A 22,674-nucleotide genomic window follows, 5' to 3' on the forward strand; every position below is an offset into this window, starting at 1 on the left:
TTAATCTTAATCTCCTACATTTAATATGGGTGTGATTGCACTCAGCAGATAAATGCTTAATTTTTCCGTTCTAAACAATACTTAAACCTGAAATAACCTTATTGATGAGACAAAGACTTTTAACCTTATGCCTGCTTTTGTTTAGTATTTCACAACAATCCCAAGCCCAGACCAAATCACTATTCAATGGCAAGGATCTGAAAGGCTGGCATACAGATGTTCCTGATATGGACAAAGACCCGGCCCTGAAAACGCCATTCATTGTGCGTAACGGATTGCTGGTGAGCCTGGGGACGCCGGGAGGCCATTTAATAACCGACGACCAGTACGAAAACTTCCGTTTCACATTCCAGTATCGCTTCGCTGGTAAGCCTGGCAACTGCGGTGCGCTAGTCTTCGTTTCTACGCCCCGAGCGCTTTATGAAATGTTCCCAAAATCCATTGAAGTGCAAATGATGAACCAGAACGCAGGTGATTTTTGGTGCATCCAGGAAGACATTACCGTGCCGGATATGGAAAAAAGACGCGGCCCGAAAGAAAAGTGGGGCGTCAACGGCGACAAATTAAGAAGAATCCCTAACCTGACCGACGGAACTGAAAAGCCGCTCGGTGAGTGGAATTCGATGACGATCGAATGTGTAAAAAATTCAATTAAGGTGTGGTTGAACGGAGTGATGGTTAATTATGGTTATAATGCAACAGCGCAGAAAGGTCAGATTGCCTTGCAGGCGGAGGGATCGGAAGTTGAGTTCAAGGAGGTGAAAGTTGCATCTATTAAAACTTTGTCAAAATAAATGTTTGAAATAAAATCGGATCGGCTGATCAGGAATATTGCTATTGTCATCATCCTCATTTTCAATATCGGCTGTGACCAGATATCGAAGAATGTTATCCGAAAGAACGTTGGTTTTTATCAGACAATCAGCGTTATCGAAGACGTTGTGACGATCACTTATGTCGAAAACACGGGTGCTTTTTTAAGCCTGGGAAGTTCGTTGCCTCACACATTGAAGGTCGTCCTGCTTTCCATCATTCCACTGATCGCACTGTGCTTTGGCATTGCCTATATTCTGTTAAAAAAGAATCTTACCTTACTAAGCGCGCTGGCGTTAAGCTTCGCGATTGGCGGTGGGATCGGCAACATTTATGACAGGCTCGTCCACGGCTCTGTTACCGATTTTCTGCACATTAATTTCGGGTTTTTTCAAACCGGCATTTTCAACATGGCAGACGTATCAATCATGACCGGAATGCTCATCTTTTTTATTCAGTCCTACACAAGGCAAAAGGCCAGGATGTTGGGTTAATTCTATTTTAAGTAAGTCCCGAAAGGATATTATGTCGGTAAAGTAGATGACAATCCAAATCCCGGAGGGATATCATATTGGTAGAAATAATTGGCCCGAATGTTAAATAAAATCCCGGAGGGATGTAACGTCGTATATGTCGTTACATCCCTCCGGGATTTTTCTTCTTCGATGATCAATATTGCTTGGTGGATACCAATGTTGTATCGCTCTGCGATTTGGCATTACACTACTACGCCGCTCCAACCGATTTACGAATAATATTCAATGCGGAACCTGCTTTGAACCATTCGATTTGCTGCTCATTGTATGTATGGTTAACGGGGAACTCTTCATTTGTGCCATCAACGTGGTGCAAAACGATCGTTAGCGGCTGACCTTCTGCGAACGTTTCGAGGCCCAGGATGTCGATGGAATCATCTTCCTGGATCTTGTCGTAATCGGCAGTATTTGCAAATGTCAAAGCCAGCATTCCCTGCTTTTTGAGGTTCGTTTCGTGGATACGTGCAAATGATTTAGTCAAAATGGCACGAACGCCTAAGAAACGGGGCTCCATCGCTGCATGTTCGCGGGATGATCCTTCCCCATAGTTTTCGTCTCCCACCACAATCGTTCCGATGCCATGTGCTTTGTAATCACGCTGCACTGCGGGAACTTCTGCATATTGGTTAGTCAACTGGTTTTTAATGGTGTTGGTTTTCTCATTATAGTAGTTAACCGCACCAATCAGCATATTGTTGGAAATATTGTCAAGGTGGCCGCGGTATTTCAGCCAGGGGCCTGCCATTGAAATGTGGTCAGTCGTACATTTACCTTTTGCCTTGATCAGAAGTTTCAATCCTTTCAGATCTGTTCCTTCCCACGCAGGAAAGGGCGCCAGTAACTGCAGACGATCGGAAGTTGGGCTTACCAACACCTGAACCTGACTTGGGTCCTCCGCAGGGGCCTGATAACCAGCATCTTCCACTGCATACCCTTTGATTGGCAGTTCCAGTCCACTTGGCTCATCCAACATTACTTCAATGCCCTCCGAATTTACCAGCTTGTCCTTACGCGGATCAAATGTCAGACGACCTGCAATGGCCAGTGCCGTTACGATCTCCGGAGATGCTACGAACGAGTGCGTATTGGGGTTACCATCTGCACGTTTTGAGAAGTTACGGTTGAATGATGTGATGATGGAGTTTTTCTCCCCCTTTTCAGCACCGTGACGCGCCCACTGACCGATACAAGGGCCACAGGCATTCGCTAAAACAACACCACCAATTTGTGCAAATGTATCCAGGTAACCGTCACGTTCTACCGTATAGCGAACGAGCTCAGAGCCTGGCGTAATGGTATATTCCGAGCTGACAGTCAGTTTTTTGTCAACTGCCTGCTGCGCCAGTGAAGCTGCACGGCTTACATCTTCATAACTTGAATTCGTACAAGAACCGATCAGACCAACGGAAAGCACTTCCGGCCAGCCGTTTTCTCTCACCGCAGTTGCAAATTTGGAAAGAGGCCAAGCCAGATCGGGCGTAAACGGACCATTCACATGCGGTTCCAATGTAGAAAGATCCAGCTCAATCAATTGATCAAAATAGGTTGCAGGATCCGCGTACACTTCGTTATCAGAACGCAAATGTTCTTTAACAGCATCAGCAGCTTCCGCAATATCAGCACGCTCCGTTGCTCTCAAATAGGCAGCGCTTCTTGCATCATAAGCAAAAATCGAAGTTGTGGCACCAATCTCGGCACCCATGTTACAGATTGTCGCTTTTCCGGTTGCTGAAATGCTTTCTGCACCATCCCCAAAATATTCAACAATGTACCCTGTTCCACCTTTAACGGTTAACTGGCCTGCAACCCAAAGAATTACGTCCTTGGCAGCAGTCCAACCGCTCAGCTTTCCGGTTAATTTAACACCGATCAAACGGGGCATTTTCAGCTCCCATGCAAGCCCAGACATTACATCACTGGCATCCGCACCACCTACACCTATCGCAATCATTCCCAAACCACCCGCGTTAGGCGTGTGTGAATCGGTTCCGATCATCATTCCACCCGGAAAAGCATAGTTTTCAAGCACAACCTGGTGGATGATGCCTGCACCTGCTTTCCAGAAGCCTAATCCATATTTATTAGAAACAGAAGAAAGAAAATCATATACTTCTTTGTTCTTGTCGACGGCATTTTTCAAGTCCTGGGCTGCACCAACTTCTGCCTGGATCAGGTGATCGCAGTGTACAGTCGAAGGAACGGCAACCTGTGGCCTGCCAGCCTGCATAAATTGCAGAAGCGCCATTTGAGCCGTCGCATCCTGCATAGCCACACGGTCGGGAGCAAAATCCACATAAGACTTGCCGCGCTCGTATACCTGGGTAGGCGTTCCTTCCCACAAATGGGAATATAAAATCTTTTCAGCCAGTGTTAAAGGCCGCCCTTCAATTTTACGGGCCGCTTCTACCCTTTCCTGCATGTGGGCATAAACGCCCTTAATCATATCTAAGTCAAATGCCATAGTAATTAAATTAATGCTTATACATGCTAACTCGTCAACAATTGTACCAGCAATGATTATCTGCTTAATTGTTTCACAGGCGGCGCAAACTTGGTCAAGTCAATGCCTACCACAGCCGCTTTATATTCGTCCAGATTGGGAATCCGCCCCAGGATTGCAGACAAAACAACAACGGGTGTGGATGCCAGCAGAGACTCTCCTTTTTTACGTTCCGAATCTTCGACGACTCTTCCCTGGAAAAGACGGGTTGAGGTTGCCAGAACTGTGTCTCCTTTGGCCGCTTTCTCCTGATTACCCATGCAAAGGTTACAGCCCGGGCGTTCCAGATACATCATATTTTCGTATTCCGTACGCGCCGCCACTTTCGGAGCATTGTCGTCGAATTCGAAACCAGAGTATTTCTGCAAAACATCCCAGTCACCCTCTTTTTTCAATTCCTCTATAATATTATAAGTAGGTGCTGCCACAACCAGCGGAGCAAAAAATTCGACCTTACCTTGCTGTTCTTCCAAATTGCGGAGCATTTGAGAAACAATTTTCAAATCTCCTTTGTGAACCATGCACGAGCCAACAAACCCAAGATCTACTTTTTTATCCTCTCCATAATAAGAGAGCGGACGAATCGTATCGTGGGTGTAACGTTTGGACACTTCTTTATTATTAACGTCCGGATCTGCGATCATGGGCTCTACGATCGCATCCAGATCGATCACAACCTCCGCATAATATTTGGCATTCGCGTCAGGCACCAAAGCTGGCTTTTCGCCTGATTTAATTTCAGCTATCCGCTTATCCGCTTTGTTGATCAGTCCCTGAAGAACCTGTTTGTGGTTCTCCATTCCCTTGTCGATCATGATCTGGATCCTCTTTTTCGCAATTTCCAGCGATTCAATCAGTGTATCATCTTCCGAAATACAGATGGAAGCTTTCGCTTTCATCTCTGCGGTCCAGTCTGTAAAGGTGAATGCCTGGTCGGCAGGAAGCGTTCCGAGGTGAACTTCAATGATCCTGCCCTGGAATACGTTCTCTCCGCCAAACTTTTGAAGCATCTGTGCTTGCGTCGCATGCACCACATCACGGAAATCCATGTGATCCTTCATTTCACCCTTGAATGTTACTTTTACGGACTCCGGAATCGGCATGGATACTTCACCAGTAGCCAATGCAATCGCAACGGTTCCAGAGTCAGCCCCAAATGCAACACCTTTGGACATTCTCGTATGCGAGTCGCCGCCGATGATGATCGCCCACTCGTCTATTGTAATGTCGTTAAGCACTTTGTGGATCACGTCAGTCATCGAGTGATATTCGCCTTTCGGGTCACGCGCAGTAATCAAGCCGAAATCATTCATAAACTTCATCAGTTTCGGAATATTGGCCTGCGCTTTTTTATCCCAAACCGATGCTGTATGACAACCCGACTGATATGCACCGTCTACAATTGGCGAAATCGTTGTTGCGGCCATTGATTCCAACTCCTGAGCGGTCATAAGCCCCGTCGTATCCTGCGAACCGACGATATTAACCTCGACGCGGACATCTGAACCGGCATGCAAAACTTTGCCAGGCGTGGTACCAACTGCATTTCTGTTAAAGATTTTTTCAACTGCTGTCAGACCTTGTCCTTCATTCGAAATTTCTTTGGAAGGAGCAAAAACCAGCGTAGGTTCAATGCCCAGAATCTTCGCTGCAATCGTTTGTATTTTTTTACCAAAAACAATGGCGTAAGATCCGCCGGCCCTGATAAACTCTCTTTTCTGCGGAGTAAGCGCTTTGGAAATATCGATAAGTTCCTGTTCGCCGTTGTAAAGCTTTTTTGTTTTTGTATTAATGGTCAAAACAGTGCCCGTAGCAACAGAGTAAACCTCTTCCAAAACCGGGTCACCGCTTTCGTTACGGACAACATTACCGTTTTCATCCACTTTTTTGACCCAGTTTTTCAAGTCAATACCGATACCACCTGTAACATCCACGGTTGTAAGGAAAATCGGAGAGATGCCATTTGTTCCGCCAACAATCGGCGCAATGTTAACGTAAGGTATATACGGACTGGCTGGTTTCCCGGTCCATAGCGCCACATTGTTCACACCCGACATCCTTGATGAACCCACGCCCATCGTCCCTTTCTCCGCGATCAGCATCACGCTTTTGCCAGGATGTTCTTCCTGCAATGCTTTGATTTGCTTCTGTGCCGCAGTTGTGATCATGCATTGGCCATGCAATTCACGGTCAGAGCGGGAATGCGCCTGATTACCCGGAGAAAGCAAATCCGTTGAGATGTCTCCTTCACCGGCGATGAACGTTACGATCTTAATTTCTTCTGGAATTTCGGGCAGTTTTGTAAAGAATTCGCCCCGTGCGTAGCTTTCAAGGATTTCTCTGGCAATCTCATTGCCATTTTTAAATGCTTCTTTCAGCCGGTCCGTGTCTGCATCATACAGGTAAACCTGCGTTTTCAGCACCTGGGCAGCTTGTTTTGCAATCGAGAAGTCTTCCCCTAATGCAAGATCCAGCAAAACGCCGATGGAAGGACCGCCTTTCATGTGCGACAACAACTCAAACGCGAACGCAGGTGTTATTTCTGCTACTAGGGATTCACCAAGGATGATCTCTTTTAGAAATCTGGCTTTTGCACCCGCAGCACTTGTAGTTCCTGGTAATGTATTGTAGATAAAGAATTTAAGAGAATCTTCACGATACTCGTTTTCCGTATCCTTGATTTGTGCGATGATTTCTCCCAGCAATTCGGCGCCGTCAATCGGCTTAGGATGAAGTCCCTGGGCTGCTCTTTCTTCGATTTCCTTGATGTAATCCTTATAAATGTTCATAGTGAAAAATACAATATACGCCTCAATTAGGTGGAAGATTTTTGATCATTAAAACACGCGAAAGTACGAATTTACGGCATAAGCTGAGGCCTGCCTGCCGCTTTTCATTACTATTTAGCATCATTACATACTAAGGACGCATTTAAATAACCTCGCCCTTAAAGTTTTTGTTCTTACAGCCCGGATATTTGGGAAATTATTTCAAAAGCCCTGAACCGGGCCTGCCGCATTATCGGCGATTTTAGATTACCTTTTCAGCGCCACTTTGATTTTTTGCAGTATTGTACCCTATATTTGGACATTCAAAGTGCTACAAGATCCCTTAAATCCAAAGTTATGTCAAAAAATCTGGTGATCGTAGAGTCACCGGCGAAGGCCAAAACCATTGAAAGTTATTTAGGAGCAGATTTCACCGTCAAGTCAAGTTTCGGACACGTTCGTGACCTACCGGAGCATGATATGGGCGTGGATGTAGAGCATGGTTTCCAGCCTTCTTATGAAATTTCAGCTGATAAAGTAAAGGTGATATCCGAGCTCAAAAAACTCGCCAAAGGCGCAGAAGTGTGGCTCGCAACGGATGATGACCGCGAAGGAGAGGCGATATCTTGGCACTTGAAAGAAGCATTGGGGTTACCCGACGACACCAAAAGAATTGTGTTCAGGGAGATTACGAAAACTGCTTTACAGAATGCGATTTCCAAGCCGCGTATCATTGATGTGGACCTTGTGGATGCACAGCAGGCACGCAGAATCCTCGACAGGCTTGTGGGTTATGAACTTTCTCCTGTGCTTTGGAAAAAGATCAGGATTGGTAAATCCAACCTTTCTGCCGGCCGTGTGCAATCCGTTGCGGTGCGGATCATTGTGGAAAGAGAGAGAGAAATTGACGCATTCCGAAGCAAAAGCAGCTTTAAAGTAACCGCGCATTTCGATCTTGGAAACGGCAAAGTCTTAAATGCAGAGCTCGCCAAGAATTTTGCGCAGGAGGATGATGCCATGAAGTTTCTTGAAAAATGCATTGGCGCACAATTCTCAATCAAAAGTCTTGAAGTTAAACCAGCTAAAAAAACACCCGCACCGCCATTCACAACCTCTACATTACAACAGGAAGCATCCAGAAAATTGAGCTTTTCCGTAGCGCAAACCATGACGGTGGCACAGCGGCTTTACGAAGCAGGTAAGATTTCCTATATGAGAACGGACTCCACGAATTTGTCGGAGGAAGCATTGGAAAAAGCCCGGGTTCAGATCACAAAGGAATACGGACAGGATTACTATAATAAAAGGATATTTAAGACCAAAAATGAATCGGCGCAGGAAGCTCACGAAGCAATCCGCCCGACTGATTTTTCTACATTAAACGGCAGCGGGGACCGCAATGAGCAGCGTTTATACGAGCTGATCTGGAAGCGTGCGATTGCATCCCAAATGTCGGATGCACAATTAGAACGTACGACGGCAACCATCACGATATCAACCACTTCCGAAGAGCTTGTTGCGCAAGGTGAGGTCATCAAATTTGAAGGTTTCCTGAAAGTTTATCTGGAATCCAGCGATGATGAAGGCGACGAAGAGCAAAAAGGAATGTTACCCCCACTTAACATTAACCAGATCCTGAACCTGGCGGACATGCGGGCAACGGAGCGCTTTACAAGAAACCCGCCACGCTATACGGAAGCGAGTTTGGTGAAAAAACTGGAAGAAATGGGAATCGGACGTCCATCCACATACGCACCGACAATTTCTACCATATTAAGACGGGAATACATTGTTAAAGAAGACCGGATGGGAAACGAGCGTGAGTTTAAAGAACTGACGCTGGCCAATAACCAGATTAATAGCAAGGTTAATAAAGAAATATACGGATCTGAGAAGGCAAAACTATTCCCAACCAGCACCGGAATGGTTGTGAATGACTTCCTCGTAAGCCATTTCAACGACATTATTGATTATTCTTTCACAGCAAATGTGGAGAAGGATTTTGACAACATCGCAGACGGCCAGCTGGAATGGCGCCAGATGATCAAAAACTTTTATACACCATTTCAAAAGAAAGTTACCGAGGCCAACGAAGAAGCGATTGACCGCAGCCTCACTTCTCGCGATTTAGGTGAAGATCCAGCAACAGGCAAAAAAGTTTCTGTCAGGATTGGTAAATACGGCCCTTATGTACAGATTGGCGATGCAGAGGATGAAGAGAAGCCAAAGTTCGCGAGCTTAATGAAGGGCCAGCTTATGGAAAACATTACGCTGGAAGAAGCCTTTGAACTCTTCAAACTGCCCCGTGAAGTTGGTTTATTTGAAGAAAAAGAACTGATCGTGAACATCGGCAAGTTCGGCCCTTATGTGAAACACGACGGCAAATATTTTTCACTGGCCAGAACGGATGATCCCATGGCGGTTACCGAAGACAGACTGGTTGAAATTATCACTGAAAAACGCCTGAACGACAGCAACAGAACCATTAAAGAGTTCAGTGAAGATCCCGATGCAAAAGTCCTTAACGGTAAATACGGACCTTATATCGCTTTTGGAAAAAAGAATGTAAAAATCCCGAAAGGCACCGAGCCCGCTTCCTTAACTTATGAAGAAGTGGTAAAACTGGCCGCGGAAACTCCGGACAGACCGGCAGGAAGAGGAGCCAAAAAACCGGCAGCAAAAGCGGCAGCTGTAAAAGCACCGGCAGAAAAGAAAGTGGCAGAGAAAAAACCGGCGGCGAAGAAGCCCGCAGCCAAGAAACCGGCGGCGAAAAAAGCAGCGGCTCCAAAAGCAGCCAAGAAAAGTTGAAAAACTAAATCAGTTACACACTAGACATTTGAAATTATGAAAAAACTTGTAGTGCTGTCGGGAGCGGGAATCAGCGCCGAAAGCGGGATCAGTACATTCCGCGATAACGGAGGCTTGTGGGACAATTTTCGTATTGAAGACGTAGCCACGCCGGAAGCCTGGCAGCGTAACCAGGAACTCGTTCTGGACTTTTACAACCAGCGCAGAAAGCAAGCCGCAACAGTGAAACCCAACGCAGCTCATGATGCACTGGTTGAGTTGGAGAAAGATTTCGACGTGACCATTATCACGCAGAACGTGGATAATCTGCACGAAATCGCCGGATCCTCTAATGTAATCCACTTGCATGGCGAGCTTTTTAAATCCAGAAGCACGAAAAACCCCGATCTGGTTTACGAAATGTCGTCCTGGGAGTTGAAAACGGGTGATCTTTGCGAATTGGGAAGTCAGTTAAGGCCGCACATTGTATGGTTTGGCGAAGAAGTCCCGATGATGGAAATCGCGATGGAAGTGACCGAGGAAGCCGATATTTTCGTTGTGGTAGGCACGTCGCTGGCCGTTTATCCGGCTGCCGGACTGGTACATTATGTAGGCGCGGATAAACCTATTTACATCATAGATCCCGCAAAACCGGATATCAGCCTGAAACCCAACATGACCTTTATTCAGGAAAAGGCAACAACAGGAATGGAAATTCTTATCAAAAATATTACCCATAAATAATGCAGTTACTGGACGGGAAAGCAATTTCATCCCAAATTAAGTTTGAAATAAAAAACGAAGTGGAAGCGTGGATCGCGAATGGCGGCAAGAAGCCACATTTGGCAGCAATCCTCGTGGGTGCTGACGGTGCAAGTGAAACATATGTAGCGTCCAAGATCAGGAGCTGCGAAGAGATCGGCTTCACTTCCACACTACTGAGATTTGGGCCTGAAATAAGTGAAAAGGAACTGCTGGAAGCGGTGGAAGGTCTTAATAATGATCCGGATGTGGACGGATTCATTGTACAGCTTCCTTTACCCAAACACATTTCCGAAAACACCATTATGGAGGCCGTTAACCCGGCCAAAGACGTGGACGGTTTTCATCCGGTGAATGTAGGTAAAATGTGCAAAGGATTGCCTGCGTACATTTCTGCGACCCCGTTCGGCATTTTGGAAATGCTCATTCGTGCCAAAATTGAAACCAGCGGCAAACATTGCGTCGTAATCGGCCGGAGCCAGATTGTGGGCTTGCCGATGAGCATATTAATGCAGCGCAACGAATATCCGGGCAATTGCACGGTGACCATTACGCATTCAAAAACACAAAATCTGAAAGAAATCTGCCAAACCGCAGATATTTTGATCGTTGCGCTGGGCAGGCCAGAATTTGTTACAGCGGATTACGTTAAGGAGGGAGCAGTTGTAATTGATGTAGGCATTACACGGGTTGTGGATGAAACCAGAAAAAGCGGGTTTGCCATTAAAGGAGACGTTGATTTCAATGACGTTGCGCCCAAAGCAGGTTACATCACACCCGTTCCCGGAGGCGTTGGTTTGATGACCATTTGCGGGTTGCTGACCAACACATTTAAAGCTGCGAAGAAGGAGATATATTCATAAAATCTGTATCATGAGCATCGTAAGCAACAACATCAAATATCTCAGAAGGCTGAATGGTCTTACCCAAGAGCAATTTGCCAGAAAGATCGCTATAAAGCGCTCATTACTCGGCGCTTACGAAGAAGCCCGTGCCAATCCGAACCTGACCAATTTGAAAAATATGGCGGCGGCTTTTGGCATTACGGTGGATAATCTGCTCAAAAATGATCTTCGAAAATTGCGGGAAACGCCTGACATGTCTTTGCCAATGAATGCTGGTCGCCCTATGACGGTTTCACATTCCGGCAATGTGCCTACGCCGGCGCAGACGCGCATTCCGGCATTTTCCGAGCCGCAGCCTTTGTCTAAAATTATTGAAAAATACCAGCAGCCGGAGCCTGAGATCAGGATGGTTTCCAAGCAGGTTAATTTCAAACCTGTCAATGGGGAGCCGCAAAGCCAGCCGGTGCAGGTTGTGCAGCCTGTTGCGCCCGTTCAGCCAGCTTTACAGAATCAGCCTGTTCTTCAAAACCAACCTGTCTCTCAAAACCAGCCTGTCGCTCAAAACCAGCCTGTGATACAGACCTCTCCGGTTAATGCTCATCCAGATTCGCAATTGCCGGTTTTTAACAATCAATTCCAGGGAATTCAGTTTAATGCGCAGGTTGAAGAAAAGGTGGTTAATTATCCTACCATTCAATGGGTTGCGAAAAACTTACAGCAGGAATATCTTGCCAACTTCCAAAACCCCGCATACTTAAACCAATTGCCTGTTTTCCAGCTTCCTAACCTGCCGATGGGCTACTATCGGGCGTTTGAAAGCGGTGCAGACTTCGCCTATCCCGGCTCGATTCTCGTGGGAACATTTGTGAGAAACTGGTATGACATTAAGGATGACATGCAGTACATTTTTGTGTTGCGCGGCCATGGTTTTGTGTACAGAACGGCATTTAATCACGTGAAAACCTCCGGAGTTTTGTTGCTTACCTCCGATATAGCCGATTTGGAAGAGCTTGAAGTTCCTTTGCAGGACGTGCAGGAAGTTTGGGAAGTGAAGGCTTTTGTAAGTCTGCAACTGCCGACGCCGCAGCCTTCACTGGAAAGGGTCAGCCTGCTGGTGGATGAATTGCAGCAGGAACTGAGCCAATACAGATCTTAATTATTTGGACAAAGCATTGAACAATGCTTCAATTTTAGGCAAATCCTTACTTTTCGCAGTTGTTTCCAGGATCGCCACGCCCATTTGATACCAAAGTCCGTCACCGGCAGTAATGTATTTTCCTGGTTTTTTGGGCTTTGCGTCCGAAGCATTGTCAGGCACAAATTCAGCTTTGTAAACCGTGTCCATGATTTTTTGCAGTTGCGACCATTCCAGATTTCTTGCTGGCGCCTTGTCTGTAATCACGGTAAATGATTTTTCTGCAAAAGAAGCGCGTAGGTCTAATTGCTTCTGCTTTTCGCCGTCAATTTCAAGGTAAGTAAGCTCAAATGGCTTCTCACGGCCACCCGCTTCAAACACAGCCTGCATAAACTCCTGCAAGAAATACGACCAGCGTTCCTTATCGACCGGATAAATGGTCACCATTTTGCCGTTTTCATCCAATTCAATTTCTATAAAATCCTCAAATTCACTCTCTTCCCGTTTTCTAATGATCTTGGAAGAAGCCATAATGTCCTGAAACTGATCAATCCAGATCGCAGGAACATTCCCTTTCCAAGCGTAATCATCATCCGGAGAAAAACCTTCGTCCAGCAGATCATCCTCATCCAGCTCGTCGCGATCCAGATATTTGATGTCAAAATCAACCGTGAGCTGATCTTTGGAAGCGATATCCAGTTTGATTGTATAAAAATGCGAAAAGGGGGCCGGAACGACTGAGGCGGTTTGAAAACGAACGATATAGAAACCGGGGATTTGAATATTTTTATCCATTTTGAGATGCTAAAAGTTGTTGGACAGTGCGGCGTTTGTCGACCTTGTCCGTGGTGGTTTTACTAAAATGCTGCACAAAGTAAACATGTTTCGGGGTTTCATAGGCGGAAAGGCGCTTTCTAATTTGCGGAATAATGTCATCCGCCTGAAAAGCATTTTCAGTTCCTTCGATTACCAGGATCAATTTCTGGCCCAGTTTTTCATCCACAACAAACCAATTAAAAAATGCACTTGCAATTTTCAAATCGTAAAAAACCTCACCAACGCCCGCGTCCACTTTGTCCAAAACAATCTTCACGCCACCAGAATTGATCACATTATCAGCCCGTCCGATCCATTTGAATGTATCTCCTGTGATCTCCACCAGGTCATTCGTCTGGACTATTTCGCCATTGGTTACCGGCCCTGAAATGTGCAGACAGCCACGGTCGTCGGTGCCGAAAATAATGTTGGGCAGGAAGTGGTAATCTTCCGAAAAGTTTTCTCCGTTCAACCGGCGAAGTGCAATGTGTGAAACGGTTTCCGTCATGCCGTAGCTTTGGTAAACCGGAATGGTTAGTGCTTCTATTTTCCTTTGTAAAGAGACATGAACCGGTGCGCCGCCCAAGAGGATTTTCCCTAATCTGCCAACTTGATTTGCTGTTTGCGCGTTTTCGAGCACTGATGCAAGCTGTAACGGCACCAAAGCTGCAAAATCAAATGTGTCATTAACACTCAGGTCAACCAGTGGGTTTGCCGACGGTTCAATGATCGTCATCTCCCAACCCAGCTCCATCCCGCGCACAAGCATCATCAGGCCCGCTATATAATGTACATTCAGACAAACCAGGGCACGTGTTCCTTTTGCAAGATCGAGTGCCTTACCCGTCATTCGCGCGCTGCTGACCAGTTGGCTTCTTTGCACTTCAATAAGCTTGGGATCTCCGGTTGAGCCGGACGTTTGCAATGTGAATGTTTGTCGGCCAATTAGCCACGATTGCATGAAATCATATGCTTTGCCAAAGTGGGGATGCTCGGGTCTTTGCTGGGTCTTGAAGGCGGTTGTACTTGTGTTCCAGGGCATTGGAAAGTTATTCATTTGTTTTTGAAGGAAACCCAAACAATCTGTAATTTCGCAGATTGTTGCGAACGAGTTAACGGCGGTTATAGTTAGCTTTTTAACGCCAGATTATTCATTTACATTCCGAATTTATGTCCAGTTTGATCCAGTGGGAAACCATTAAAGAATACGAGGAAATCCTTTTTACGCTGCACGAAGGCATTGCAAAAATAAGCATAAATCGCCCGCATAAACACAACGCTTTCACGCCGCTCACAGTTACGGAAATGATCGACGCGATGCATATTTGCCGAGAAGACACCCGCATTGATGTCATTATTTTAACCGGCGAAGGTGGAAAAGCATTCTGTTCCGGCGGCGACCAATCCGTTCGTGGACATGGCGGTTACATCGGCGATGACCATGTGCCCCGTTTGAATGTGCTTGACCTGCAACGCATGATCCGCTCTATCCCTAAGGCAGTTATCGCCATGGTTGCGGGCTGGGCTATTGGCGGCGGGCATGTGCTGCACGTGATCTGCGACCTTTCCATAGCAGCAGAGAATGCAAGATTCGGCCAGACAGGCCCGAAAGTGGGAAGCTTCGATGGCGGTTTTGGCGCTTCTTATCTGGCAAGAGTTGTTGGGCAGAAAAAAGCGCGGGAAATCTGGTTCCTATGCGACCAATATGACGCGCAGGAAGCATTGCAAATGGGTTTGGTAAACAAGGTTGTTCCCTTGGAAGACTTGGAGACGACGACTGTTGAATGGTGTAAAAAAATACAGGAGAAGAGTCCTTTGTCTATCAGAATGCTGAAAAGCTCTTTCAATGCGGAACTCGACGGACAGGCTGGGATCCAGGAATTGGCGGGAAACGCAACATTGCTTTACTATCTGAGCGAAGAAGCGAAGGAAGGGCAAAAGTCGTTTCTTGAAAAAAGAAAGCCGGATTTCAGCAAATACCCGAAATTTCCCTGATCGTAAGATGCGTTTTTTAACCAAAGAATTCGTTTAAAACCTAACTGAAATCCATGAACCACTGGCTTGTAAAAACTGAACCGAATAAATATTCCTGGGATCACCTCGTAAAGGAAAAAGAAGGCATGTGGGATGGCGTAAGGAATTTTGCCGCGCGTAACAACCTGATGGCCATGAAAAAAGGCGACCTGGTTCTTTTTTACCACAGCAACATTGGAAAGGAAGTTGTTGGTTTGGCAAAAGTTTCAAAAGAACATTATCCCGATCCAACCATTGATACAGGTGACTGGGTCGTAGTAAATATGGTTCCGGTGGAGCATTTTCCTAAAACGGTGACGCTTGAACAAATCAAAAAACACGATATTCTCAAAAATATGGAGCTTGTGCGCCTGTCCAGGTTGTCCGTAGTGCCGGTTAAGCGCGAAGAATTCGACATTATTGTTGCATTGGCACATGAATCTTAATCTATCTGCATTTCGTCGGATTTTATTGCTTTCCGTCCTTGTCTCAGCATCACTATTGACTGCTGCACAAGGCGTTAAGAGAATAGAATTGCCCTTGTCGGGGAACATGGCTTACCAAACCGTGCCTTTGGGTTCGCAAGGTGTACTGCTGATTTCCAAGCCCGAGAAAGGCACATTCAATGTTCAGAAATTTGACACGAATCTGGAACGCGTATGGTCCATAGACGGGCCAATTGAGGCGAACTTGGACTATATAACCGCTTCCTATGACGGCCAAGCGGTGTTTTTGCTTTTTAGTAAATATCGGAGTTCCTTATATCAGATCGTGAAAGTGAATGTTGGCCCGGGTTTCGTAGAAACATTTACCATTAATACAGTCGACCGTTTTGAGATTACCGATTTCAAAACGTTGGGTTACTCGGTTTTCATGGCCGGAATGGTGAGGAACGAACCTGTTCTCATTTTGACCCAGCTCAGGACGGGCCAAACGAAAATTTTACCTTCCGCTATCAAAGGCTCTAATGCTATTCAGACTGTTGAAGTGGACACCGCGCATCATTTGGTGAATGTTTGTTTTGCAGTAAAGAAAGGAAGGCAAACCCGCATCGTCGCTCGCTCATATGAAGAAACTGGCGAGCTTTATGCGCAGGTTTCTGTTGACCCCGAGGACGACTATTCGTTACTAAGCGGCAGATTACAAGTGCTTAACGACTCCGTAAGGGTCGTAATCGGCACATATGGTTACCGAAATATGCAGAGCACTTCGAATGCTGCTTCACAAGGGCTTTATATCAGCAAAATCATTGGTAATGAGCCTGTTTTCACGCGTTATCACAGCTTTACCGAGTTCAAGAACTTTTTCAATTTCATGAACGAGCGACAGCAGGAAAAAATGGAAAAGCGCATTCGCAAAAAAAAAGAAAGCGGCGACGATTTGAAACTCAATTATCGCTTGCTCGTGCATGACATCGTGCCGAAAAACAACAATTTCCTTTTAGTAGCCGAAGTTTTTTACCCCGAATATCGTTACCAGAATCCCTCTATGATGGGCGGGCTTGGTTACGGCGGAATGATGGGCTATCCCTTTGGAATGGGGTTATACAATCCATATTTATGGAATCCCATGTATGGCGGTCGCGGTTACAATCAGCAGGTTTTCGACGGATTCACCTACACGCACGCTGTCGTGGCCGATGTAGATGAAAACGGCAAATTGCTTTGGGATAACAGCATTAATTTCGATAATGTCAAAAGCATGGACCTGCGTGAAAAGATCAAGGTGCAGACTTTCACCAATGGCAATTCGCGCCTGGTTTACAGTCACAATGGAGCCATCCGGAGCAAGATTATCAAGGGAAATCAGGTGGTGGACAGTGACCGCGTGATCCCGAACGAAACCAATGTAGAAGGTGATAAAGTGAGAAAAACCAGCACGGATGACATTGATTACTGGTATGAAAACTTCTATCTGGCGTGGGGCGAGCAACGCATTATCAACGCCGCCGGCGATCCGCAAACGAGAGGCAGACGCAATGTTTTTTATTTAAACAAAATTGCATATTAATCCATTTTTCCGCCGTTTTCCGTCGGCTTAAGCCGACGGAAATGGGGAAAATGGGAAATGGCCGAAATTTATTTCCATGATTTTATTATCTCCTGAGCAACATACAGATTACGAATTGATCGACACCGGCGGCTTTGAAAAGCTCGAAAGGTTCGGCCCTTATATTTTGTCACGTCCTGAACCTCAGGCAATTTGGGACAAATCCCTTTCCGAGGCCGAATGGGAAAAGCGTTCAAATGCGATTTTCAAAAGAGATAAAAATTCGCAGGAAAAAGGCCAGTGGATTGCCAAGGACGGCATGCCGGATAAGTGGGTTTTTCAATACAGGACCAATACGCTGCATTTACGCTCGAAACTCGCACTGTCATCGTTCAAGCACGTGGGCGTGTTTCCGGAGCAAGCGACCAATTGGGATTACATTGCGAAGAAATTAAAACAAATCCCGGAAACGAAGCCTTCCGTGCTAAATTTATTTGCCTACACAGGTATTGCTTCACTGGCAGCAAAAGCTTCGGGCGCGGACGTTACGCACGTGGATTCGGTGAAGCAGGTAATCAGCTGGTCGAGGGAAAATATGGAACTGAGCGGGCTGGACAATATTCGTTGGGTTGTGGAAGATGCATTGAAATTTGTGCAGCGGGAAGTGCGGAGAGGCAATCAATATAATGGCATTATCCTTGATCCACCCGCATATGGACGCGGACCGGATGGCGAAAAATGGCTTTTGGAAGAAAGTCTGAATGAAATCCTGAAACTTTGCGCTTTACTCTTGAAGAAGGAAAATTTCTTCTTCATCATCAATTTATATTCTTTGGGTTTCTCAGCGCTCATCGTGGAGAATTTGATCAAAGCACATTTCGGAACGCAGATCCACCATGAATTTGGCGAGCTATTTATTCCGGATTCTTTTGGCAAAAACCTTCCATTAGGCGTTTTTTCAAGATTTTCAGACCAGAATGTCTAAAATTTTCGAGCGCATATCTATTTTATCTTGCATCATTCTGGCTGTGTTAATCCAATCCTGCCAGAGTGACGCCAGAAATTCCACGCGCATTCCGCCCGTTGTAAAAAAGACCCATGCGCAATGGCAAAGTGATGCGCTGTTATCACTTACCGAACTCATTAACAGGGGCATTGATACAGATCAAAATTACTTTAAAAGAGCGCGGATTTATTTTGAAAGAGAGCAATATTCCGATGCTTTGGAAGATATCAATGAGTCCATCTACGAACAGGAGAATGTAAGTGAGTATTTCCTGTTGCGCGGCAAAGTCAACCGGGAACTGGGCCAAATTGACAAAGCGCTGGAAGATGCGCAACGAGCGGAAGCATTGCAGCAAAGCAGCCCCGAACTATATGTGCTGCTCGCGGACGTGCTGCAAGCCAAAGGCCGTTTCAGGGAAGCAATTAATTATTTGAACCAGGCTATGAAAATGGCTCCTTATGACGGTTCCGCGTATTATGTAAAAGGAATGTTACAAGCGCGTCAGGGCGATTCACTGGCAAGTATTTCGAGTTTTAAATACGCGATGAATGTAAACCCGAAACTTTTGAGGGCTTATGAGCAGAGTATTATTATATTAAGAAAACTCAAAAATCCTGCTGAGGCGCTGACCATCAACGAGAAGGCCATTCAGCGGTTCCCGAATGTGCCAAGTCTCTATTTTGAGCGGGGAGAAATTTTTAATGTGCTGGCTAAACCAGACACTGCTTTAATTAATTACCAAAAAGCCGTTGCGCTCAAACCTGCGTACGAGGACGCGCTCATGCGCATTGCGACGGTTGGCACACAGTTGAAGGAATATTACAAAGCGATCCGGGCTTTGGAGGCGCTTCTGAAAATAAAGCCTAAGTCCAAAGACATTAACAATATGTTGGGTTATGCCTATGAAAAAGCGGGCGATTACACCAAGGCTATTGACTATTATACAACTGCACTGGTGCTCAGCCCCGGCGATCAAAGTGCCCGGAACGGCCTTTACCGAATCCGGAGAGACGAGGATGCCAGTATTTACTCCACCTACAATCCCGATGCAAGCGCGAGCTCCGGATACAAGCTGCTCGACACGTCGCGCGTGAAAATTAACGTAATACGCCCGAGAGGAACTACAAATATCCGCGTAGACTCGTCTCGAAAAGCTAAAATTGAATAGATTTGTACTTTGTGGCCCTCACAAGCCTTTGATTAATTGTCATAAGAATTAAATTTTTGAATGGAAGACGCGTCTCAAGTAAAAATTACCCTGCCCGACGGAAGTGAACGGTTTTACCCGAAAGGGATTACTGCCATGGGCATTGCGCTCAGTATCAGTGAAGGTTTGGCGCGAAATGTAATCGCTGCCAAAGTAAACAATGAAGTTTGGGACCCTACGCGTGAGATTACGCAGGATTCTCTGGTGAAATTGCTTACCTGGAATGATGAGGACGGAAAATCAACGTTCTGGCACTCTTCTGCCCACTTACTCGCCGAAGCATTGGAAGCATTGTATCCGGGCGTAAAATTCGGAACAGGACCGTCGATCGAAAAAGGGTTTTACTATGACGTTGATCTGGGCGACAATTCTATTTCTCAGGATGACTTTCCAAAGATCGAAGCGAAAATGCTTGAACTGGCGCGCCAGAAAAATGAGTATATCAGGAAGCCTATCAGCAAGGCCGATGCTTTGGAACTATTCACCCAAAAGGGCGACGAATATAAACTGGAACTGATTGATGGCCTGGAAGACGGCTCCATTACATTATATGAGCAAGGCGGTTTTACCGACCTTTGCCGTGGACCGCACATTCCGAACACCGGCTTCATTAAGGCCGTTAAGCTGACCAACATTGCTGGCGCTTACTGGCGTAATAAGCAGGAAAACAAGATGTTGACCCGCATTTACGGGATTACTTTTCCAAAACAAAAAGAGCTGGAAGAGTATGTAACATTAATGGAAGAAGCGAAAAAACGCGATCACCGTCGCTTAGGCAAGGAGTTGGAGCTGTTTGCTTTTTCTGAAAAAGTAGGTCAGGGATTACCCTTGTGGCTGCCAAAAGGCGCGATGCTACGGGAACGTCTGCAATCATTTTTGAGCAAGGCACAATCGCGAGCGGGTTACCTGCCTGTGATCACGCCTAACATTGGCAGCAAGGAACTTTATGTTACTTCCGGCCACTGGGATAAATATGGCAAGGATTCTTTCCAACCGATCAAAACACCGAACGTTGGCGAAGAATATTTGCTAAAACCAATGAACTGTCCGCATCACTGTGAGATTTATAAAACCTCTCCCCGCTCCTACAAAGATCTTCCTTTGCGCTTTTCGGAGTTTGGAACGGTTTACAGATATGAGCAAAGCGGTGAGCTGCACGGGCTTACCCGAGTGCGTGGCTTTACACAGGACGACGCACACATTTTTTGCCGGCCGGATCAGGTTAAAGAAGAATTTGTCCGTGTGATTGACCTTGTATTATATGTTTTCAAATCACTCGGTTTCGAGGATTACAGCGCACAGATCTCGCTTCGTGATCCGAACGACAAGGTGAAATATATCGGAAAAGACGAAGATTGGGAAAGAGCAGAAAATGCCATCATAGAAGCCGCCCAGGAACGCGGATTAAGTACGGTGACTGAATTAGGCGAAGCCGCATTCTACGGCCCGAAACTTGATTTCATGGTGCGTGACGCATTGGGCAGGAAATGGCAGCTGGGCACGATCCAGGTGGATTACCAGATGCCAAAACGCTTCGGACTCGAATACACCGGCTCCGATAATCAAAAGCATCAGCCAGTCATGATCCACCGCGCGCCATTCGGTTCGATGGAAAGATTTATTGCCATCCTGATCGAAAACACAGCCGGGCAGTTCCCATTGTGGCTTTCACCGGACCAGATAGCGATCTTGCCAATATCCGAAAAGTTCGCTGATTACGCAGAAGATGTATTTTTCAAATTGCAGGACCACGACATCCGCGGCTTTGTGGATCATCGCGACGAGAAGATCGGCCGGAAGATCCGCGATGCGGAAGTTACCAAAGTTCCTTTCATGCTCATCGTCGGCGAAAAAGAAGCGGCGGAAGGCAAATTGTCGGTGCGCAGGAAAGGCGAAGGAGACATGGGAAGTATGACAATTGAGGAGTTTGCAAGCTTTTTCAAGAAAGAGGCTGCCATTATTTGATGATTTTCTAACTTTTTGTTATAATTCCCGCACTAAGGCACTATTTTTGTGACACCAGTGTTAAGTTTTTTGATTTTACCAATAAAACCCAAAGTAACACCAAACCAAGTTATATGGCATTAAGACCCCCGAGTGGACGGTTAAGAGTTCCCGAAGAACCTTATAAAATAAACGAACGAATTACAGCAAAAGAAGTGCGTCTGGTTGGAGAGAACATTGAACCAGGCATAGTTGATATCAATACGGCCCGCGCGCTTGCGAAGGCACAAAGCCTTGATTTAGTTGAAATTGCGCCAACGGCGGTTCCGCCTGTTTGCAAAGTGGTTGACTATTCGAAGTTCAAATATGAGCAGAAGAAGAAGCAGAAAGAGATCAAGGCGAAGGCAATGAAAGTTGTCATCAAAGAGATCCGTTTCGGCCCTAATACCGATGATCATGATTTTGACTTTAAATTAAAACATGCGATAAATTTCCTAAAAGAAGGTTCGAAAGTAAAAGCTTACGTTCATTTCGTTGGACGTACCATCGTTTTCAAAGAAAGAGGGGTTAACTTATTAAACAAGTTTTCAGAAGCCCTTACAGACTATGGTAAGCTTGAAATGGAGCCTAAACTAGAAGGAAAGAGAATGACAATCATTCTTGCGCCTGCACCTGCTAAAAAATAACCTGGCCGTTCCGAATTCGGTTCTTCCATCACATATATTAGTTAAATGTATCGTGTCTTTGACTTTGTCAGGGACACGATTTTCATTTTAGAAACATTTTGGCTAATTTTGCGCGCTGTTTTATATTTTATCAATAAATTTTTTTGAATCATGCCTAAAATGAAAAGCAATTCTGGTGCTAAAAAGCGTTTCGCGCTGACCGGCACTGGCAAAATCAAACGCAAACACGCGTTTCACAGCCACATCCTGACCAAAAAATCAAACAAGCGCAAGCGCGGATTGGTTAAAACAGGTCTGATCGATGTGTCTAATGTTAAGCAGGTGATGGCTATGCTCGCGAAATAATTCGCAGCCATTAATTAGAATATCCATTCTGGTTTTTTGTTCAACCCGATAGAAGGCAATTCAAGACTCATCAGAGCGCCGACCATCAAAAACAGTTAATTTTATGCCACGTTCAGTAAATCACGTTGCGTCACGTGCAAGACGTAAAAAAGTATTAAAACTTGCGAAAGGCTATTTCGGCCGTCGTAAAAATGTATGGACAGTAGCTAAAAACGCAGTAGAGCGCGGTTTGGCATACGCATACAAAGGTCGTAAGCAAAAGAAACGTAATTTCCGTGCATTGTGGATCCAGCGTATCAACGCAGGGGCCCGTCTTCACGGTTTATCATATTCTGCTTTCATCGGCAAGCTTAGTGCCAGCGGCATCGAGCTAAACCGGAAAGTTCTCGCTGACTTGGCGATGAATCATCCGGAAGCATTCAAAGCGATCGTTGATCAGGTAAAATAAAACAGCATCCCGCCTCTCCGGCGGGATTTTTTTTGTCCTCCCCAAACTTCTTCACAATTTTTTAACTCCTGAAA

General features: G+C 45.7%; 19 protein-coding genes. 15 read left to right on the forward strand and 4 right to left on the reverse strand.

Annotated features, from left to right (window positions below; translation table 11 throughout):
* Positions 1–104: 104 nt before the first annotated feature.
* Positions 105–794 (forward strand): 3-keto-disaccharide hydrolase, encoded by a 690-nt coding sequence (locus tag MUK70_RS09190; RefSeq protein WP_234656451.1) that lies wholly within the window; start codon positions 105–107, stop codon positions 792–794.
* Complete coding sequence (lspA, locus tag MUK70_RS09195; protein WP_234656450.1) at positions 795–1,307, forward strand: signal peptidase II; 513 nt, start codon at positions 795–797, stop codon at positions 1,305–1,307.
* A 232-nt stretch (positions 1,308–1,539) separates the two neighbouring features.
* Here lspA and MUK70_RS09200 read toward each other — a convergent pair whose 3' ends face one another.
* The gene (locus tag MUK70_RS09200; protein WP_234656449.1) at positions 1,540–3,810 is read right to left on the reverse strand and encodes an aconitate hydratase; all 2,271 of its coding nucleotides are present in this window, start codon (positions 3,808–3,810) and stop codon (positions 1,540–1,542) included.
* 56 nt (positions 3,811–3,866) lie between these two features.
* A complete protein-coding gene (locus MUK70_RS09205) occupies positions 3,867–6,638 on the reverse strand; it encodes a bifunctional aconitate hydratase 2/2-methylisocitrate dehydratase (RefSeq protein WP_234656448.1) in 2,772 nt (923 codons plus the stop codon).
* A gap of 336 nt (positions 6,639–6,974) precedes the next feature.
* On the opposite strand from MUK70_RS09205, the gene topA reads away from it, so the two are divergent.
* Genes topA through MUK70_RS09225 form a run of 4 tightly spaced genes read left to right on the forward strand, consistent with a single transcriptional unit; the run spans position 6,975 to position 12,167 of the window.
* Entirely contained in the window at positions 6,975–9,425 is a 2,451-nt protein-coding gene (gene topA, locus MUK70_RS09210) for a type I DNA topoisomerase (RefSeq protein ID WP_234656447.1), read from the forward strand.
* A 36-nt stretch (positions 9,426–9,461) separates the two neighbouring features.
* Positions 9,462–10,148: an SIR2 family NAD-dependent protein deacylase gene (locus tag MUK70_RS09215; RefSeq protein WP_234656446.1), complete on the forward strand. Its 687-nt coding sequence runs from the start codon at positions 9,462–9,464 to the stop codon at positions 10,146–10,148.
* Positions 10,148–11,029 carry a bifunctional 5,10-methylenetetrahydrofolate dehydrogenase/5,10-methenyltetrahydrofolate cyclohydrolase gene (locus MUK70_RS09220; RefSeq protein WP_234656445.1) on the forward strand — a complete coding sequence of 294 codons (882 nt, stop codon included), beginning with the start codon at positions 10,148–10,150 and terminating at the stop codon, positions 11,027–11,029. The genes MUK70_RS09215 and MUK70_RS09220 overlap by 1 nt, the downstream gene beginning before the upstream one ends.
* Positions 11,030–11,039: 10 nt before the next feature.
* The gene (locus MUK70_RS09225) at positions 11,040–12,167 is read left to right on the forward strand and encodes a helix-turn-helix transcriptional regulator (protein WP_234656444.1); all 1,128 of its coding nucleotides are present in this window, start codon (positions 11,040–11,042) and stop codon (positions 12,165–12,167) included.
* Here MUK70_RS09225 and MUK70_RS09230 read toward each other — a convergent pair whose 3' ends face one another.
* Both MUK70_RS09230 and MUK70_RS09235 read right to left on the reverse strand, forming a co-directional pair.
* On the reverse strand, positions 12,168–12,941 hold the full coding sequence (locus MUK70_RS09230) for a hypothetical protein (protein ID WP_234606679.1): 774 nt from the start codon (positions 12,939–12,941) through the stop codon (positions 12,168–12,170).
* A complete protein-coding gene (locus MUK70_RS09235; protein ID WP_234656443.1) occupies positions 12,934–14,019 on the reverse strand; it encodes an AMP-binding protein in 1,086 nt (361 codons plus the stop codon). Before MUK70_RS09235 ends, MUK70_RS09230 begins: the two co-directional genes overlap by 8 nt.
* A gap of 113 nt (positions 14,020–14,132) precedes the next feature.
* Between MUK70_RS09235 and menB the strand changes: the two genes are divergently transcribed.
* The 9 genes from menB (at position 14,133) to rplT (ending at position 22,600) form a co-directional block, all read left to right on the forward strand.
* Positions 14,133–14,957, forward strand: coding sequence for a 1,4-dihydroxy-2-naphthoyl-CoA synthase (gene menB / locus MUK70_RS09240; RefSeq protein WP_234656442.1), 825 nt, complete (start codon positions 14,133–14,135; stop codon positions 14,955–14,957).
* A gap of 53 nt (positions 14,958–15,010) precedes the next feature.
* Positions 15,011–15,421 (forward strand): EVE domain-containing protein, encoded by a 411-nt coding sequence (locus MUK70_RS09245; RefSeq protein ID WP_234656441.1) that lies wholly within the window; start codon positions 15,011–15,013, stop codon positions 15,419–15,421.
* Positions 15,411–16,985 carry a hypothetical protein gene (locus MUK70_RS09250; protein WP_234656440.1) on the forward strand — a complete coding sequence of 525 codons (1,575 nt, stop codon included), beginning with the start codon at positions 15,411–15,413 and terminating at the stop codon, positions 16,983–16,985. The genes MUK70_RS09245 and MUK70_RS09250 overlap by 11 nt, the downstream gene beginning before the upstream one ends.
* Before the next feature lie 76 nt (positions 16,986–17,061).
* On the forward strand, positions 17,062–17,949 hold the full coding sequence (locus MUK70_RS09255) for a class I SAM-dependent methyltransferase (RefSeq protein WP_234656439.1): 888 nt from the start codon (positions 17,062–17,064) through the stop codon (positions 17,947–17,949).
* The gene (locus MUK70_RS09260) at positions 17,942–19,138 is read left to right on the forward strand and encodes a tetratricopeptide repeat protein (protein ID WP_234656438.1); all 1,197 of its coding nucleotides are present in this window, start codon (positions 17,942–17,944) and stop codon (positions 19,136–19,138) included. The genes MUK70_RS09255 and MUK70_RS09260 overlap by 8 nt, the downstream gene beginning before the upstream one ends.
* 60 nt (positions 19,139–19,198) lie before the next feature.
* The gene (gene thrS / locus MUK70_RS09265; protein WP_234656437.1) at positions 19,199–21,142 is read left to right on the forward strand and encodes a threonine--tRNA ligase; all 1,944 of its coding nucleotides are present in this window, start codon (positions 19,199–19,201) and stop codon (positions 21,140–21,142) included.
* A gap of 113 nt (positions 21,143–21,255) precedes the next feature.
* Positions 21,256–21,807, forward strand: coding sequence for a translation initiation factor IF-3 (gene infC, locus MUK70_RS09270; RefSeq protein ID WP_082216552.1), 552 nt, complete (start codon positions 21,256–21,258; stop codon positions 21,805–21,807).
* A 150-nt stretch (positions 21,808–21,957) separates the two neighbouring features.
* Positions 21,958–22,152, forward strand: coding sequence for a 50S ribosomal protein L35 (gene rpmI / locus MUK70_RS09275; RefSeq protein ID WP_026631509.1), 195 nt, complete (start codon positions 21,958–21,960; stop codon positions 22,150–22,152).
* A 103-nt stretch (positions 22,153–22,255) separates the two neighbouring features.
* The gene (gene rplT, locus MUK70_RS09280; RefSeq protein ID WP_026631508.1) at positions 22,256–22,600 is read left to right on the forward strand and encodes a 50S ribosomal protein L20; all 345 of its coding nucleotides are present in this window, start codon (positions 22,256–22,258) and stop codon (positions 22,598–22,600) included.
* Positions 22,601–22,674 lie beyond the last annotated feature (74 nt).

This window comes from Dyadobacter chenwenxiniae, from assembly GCF_022869785.1.
Taxonomy (GTDB): Bacteria; Bacteroidota; Bacteroidia; order Cytophagales; family Spirosomataceae; genus Dyadobacter; species Dyadobacter chenwenxiniae.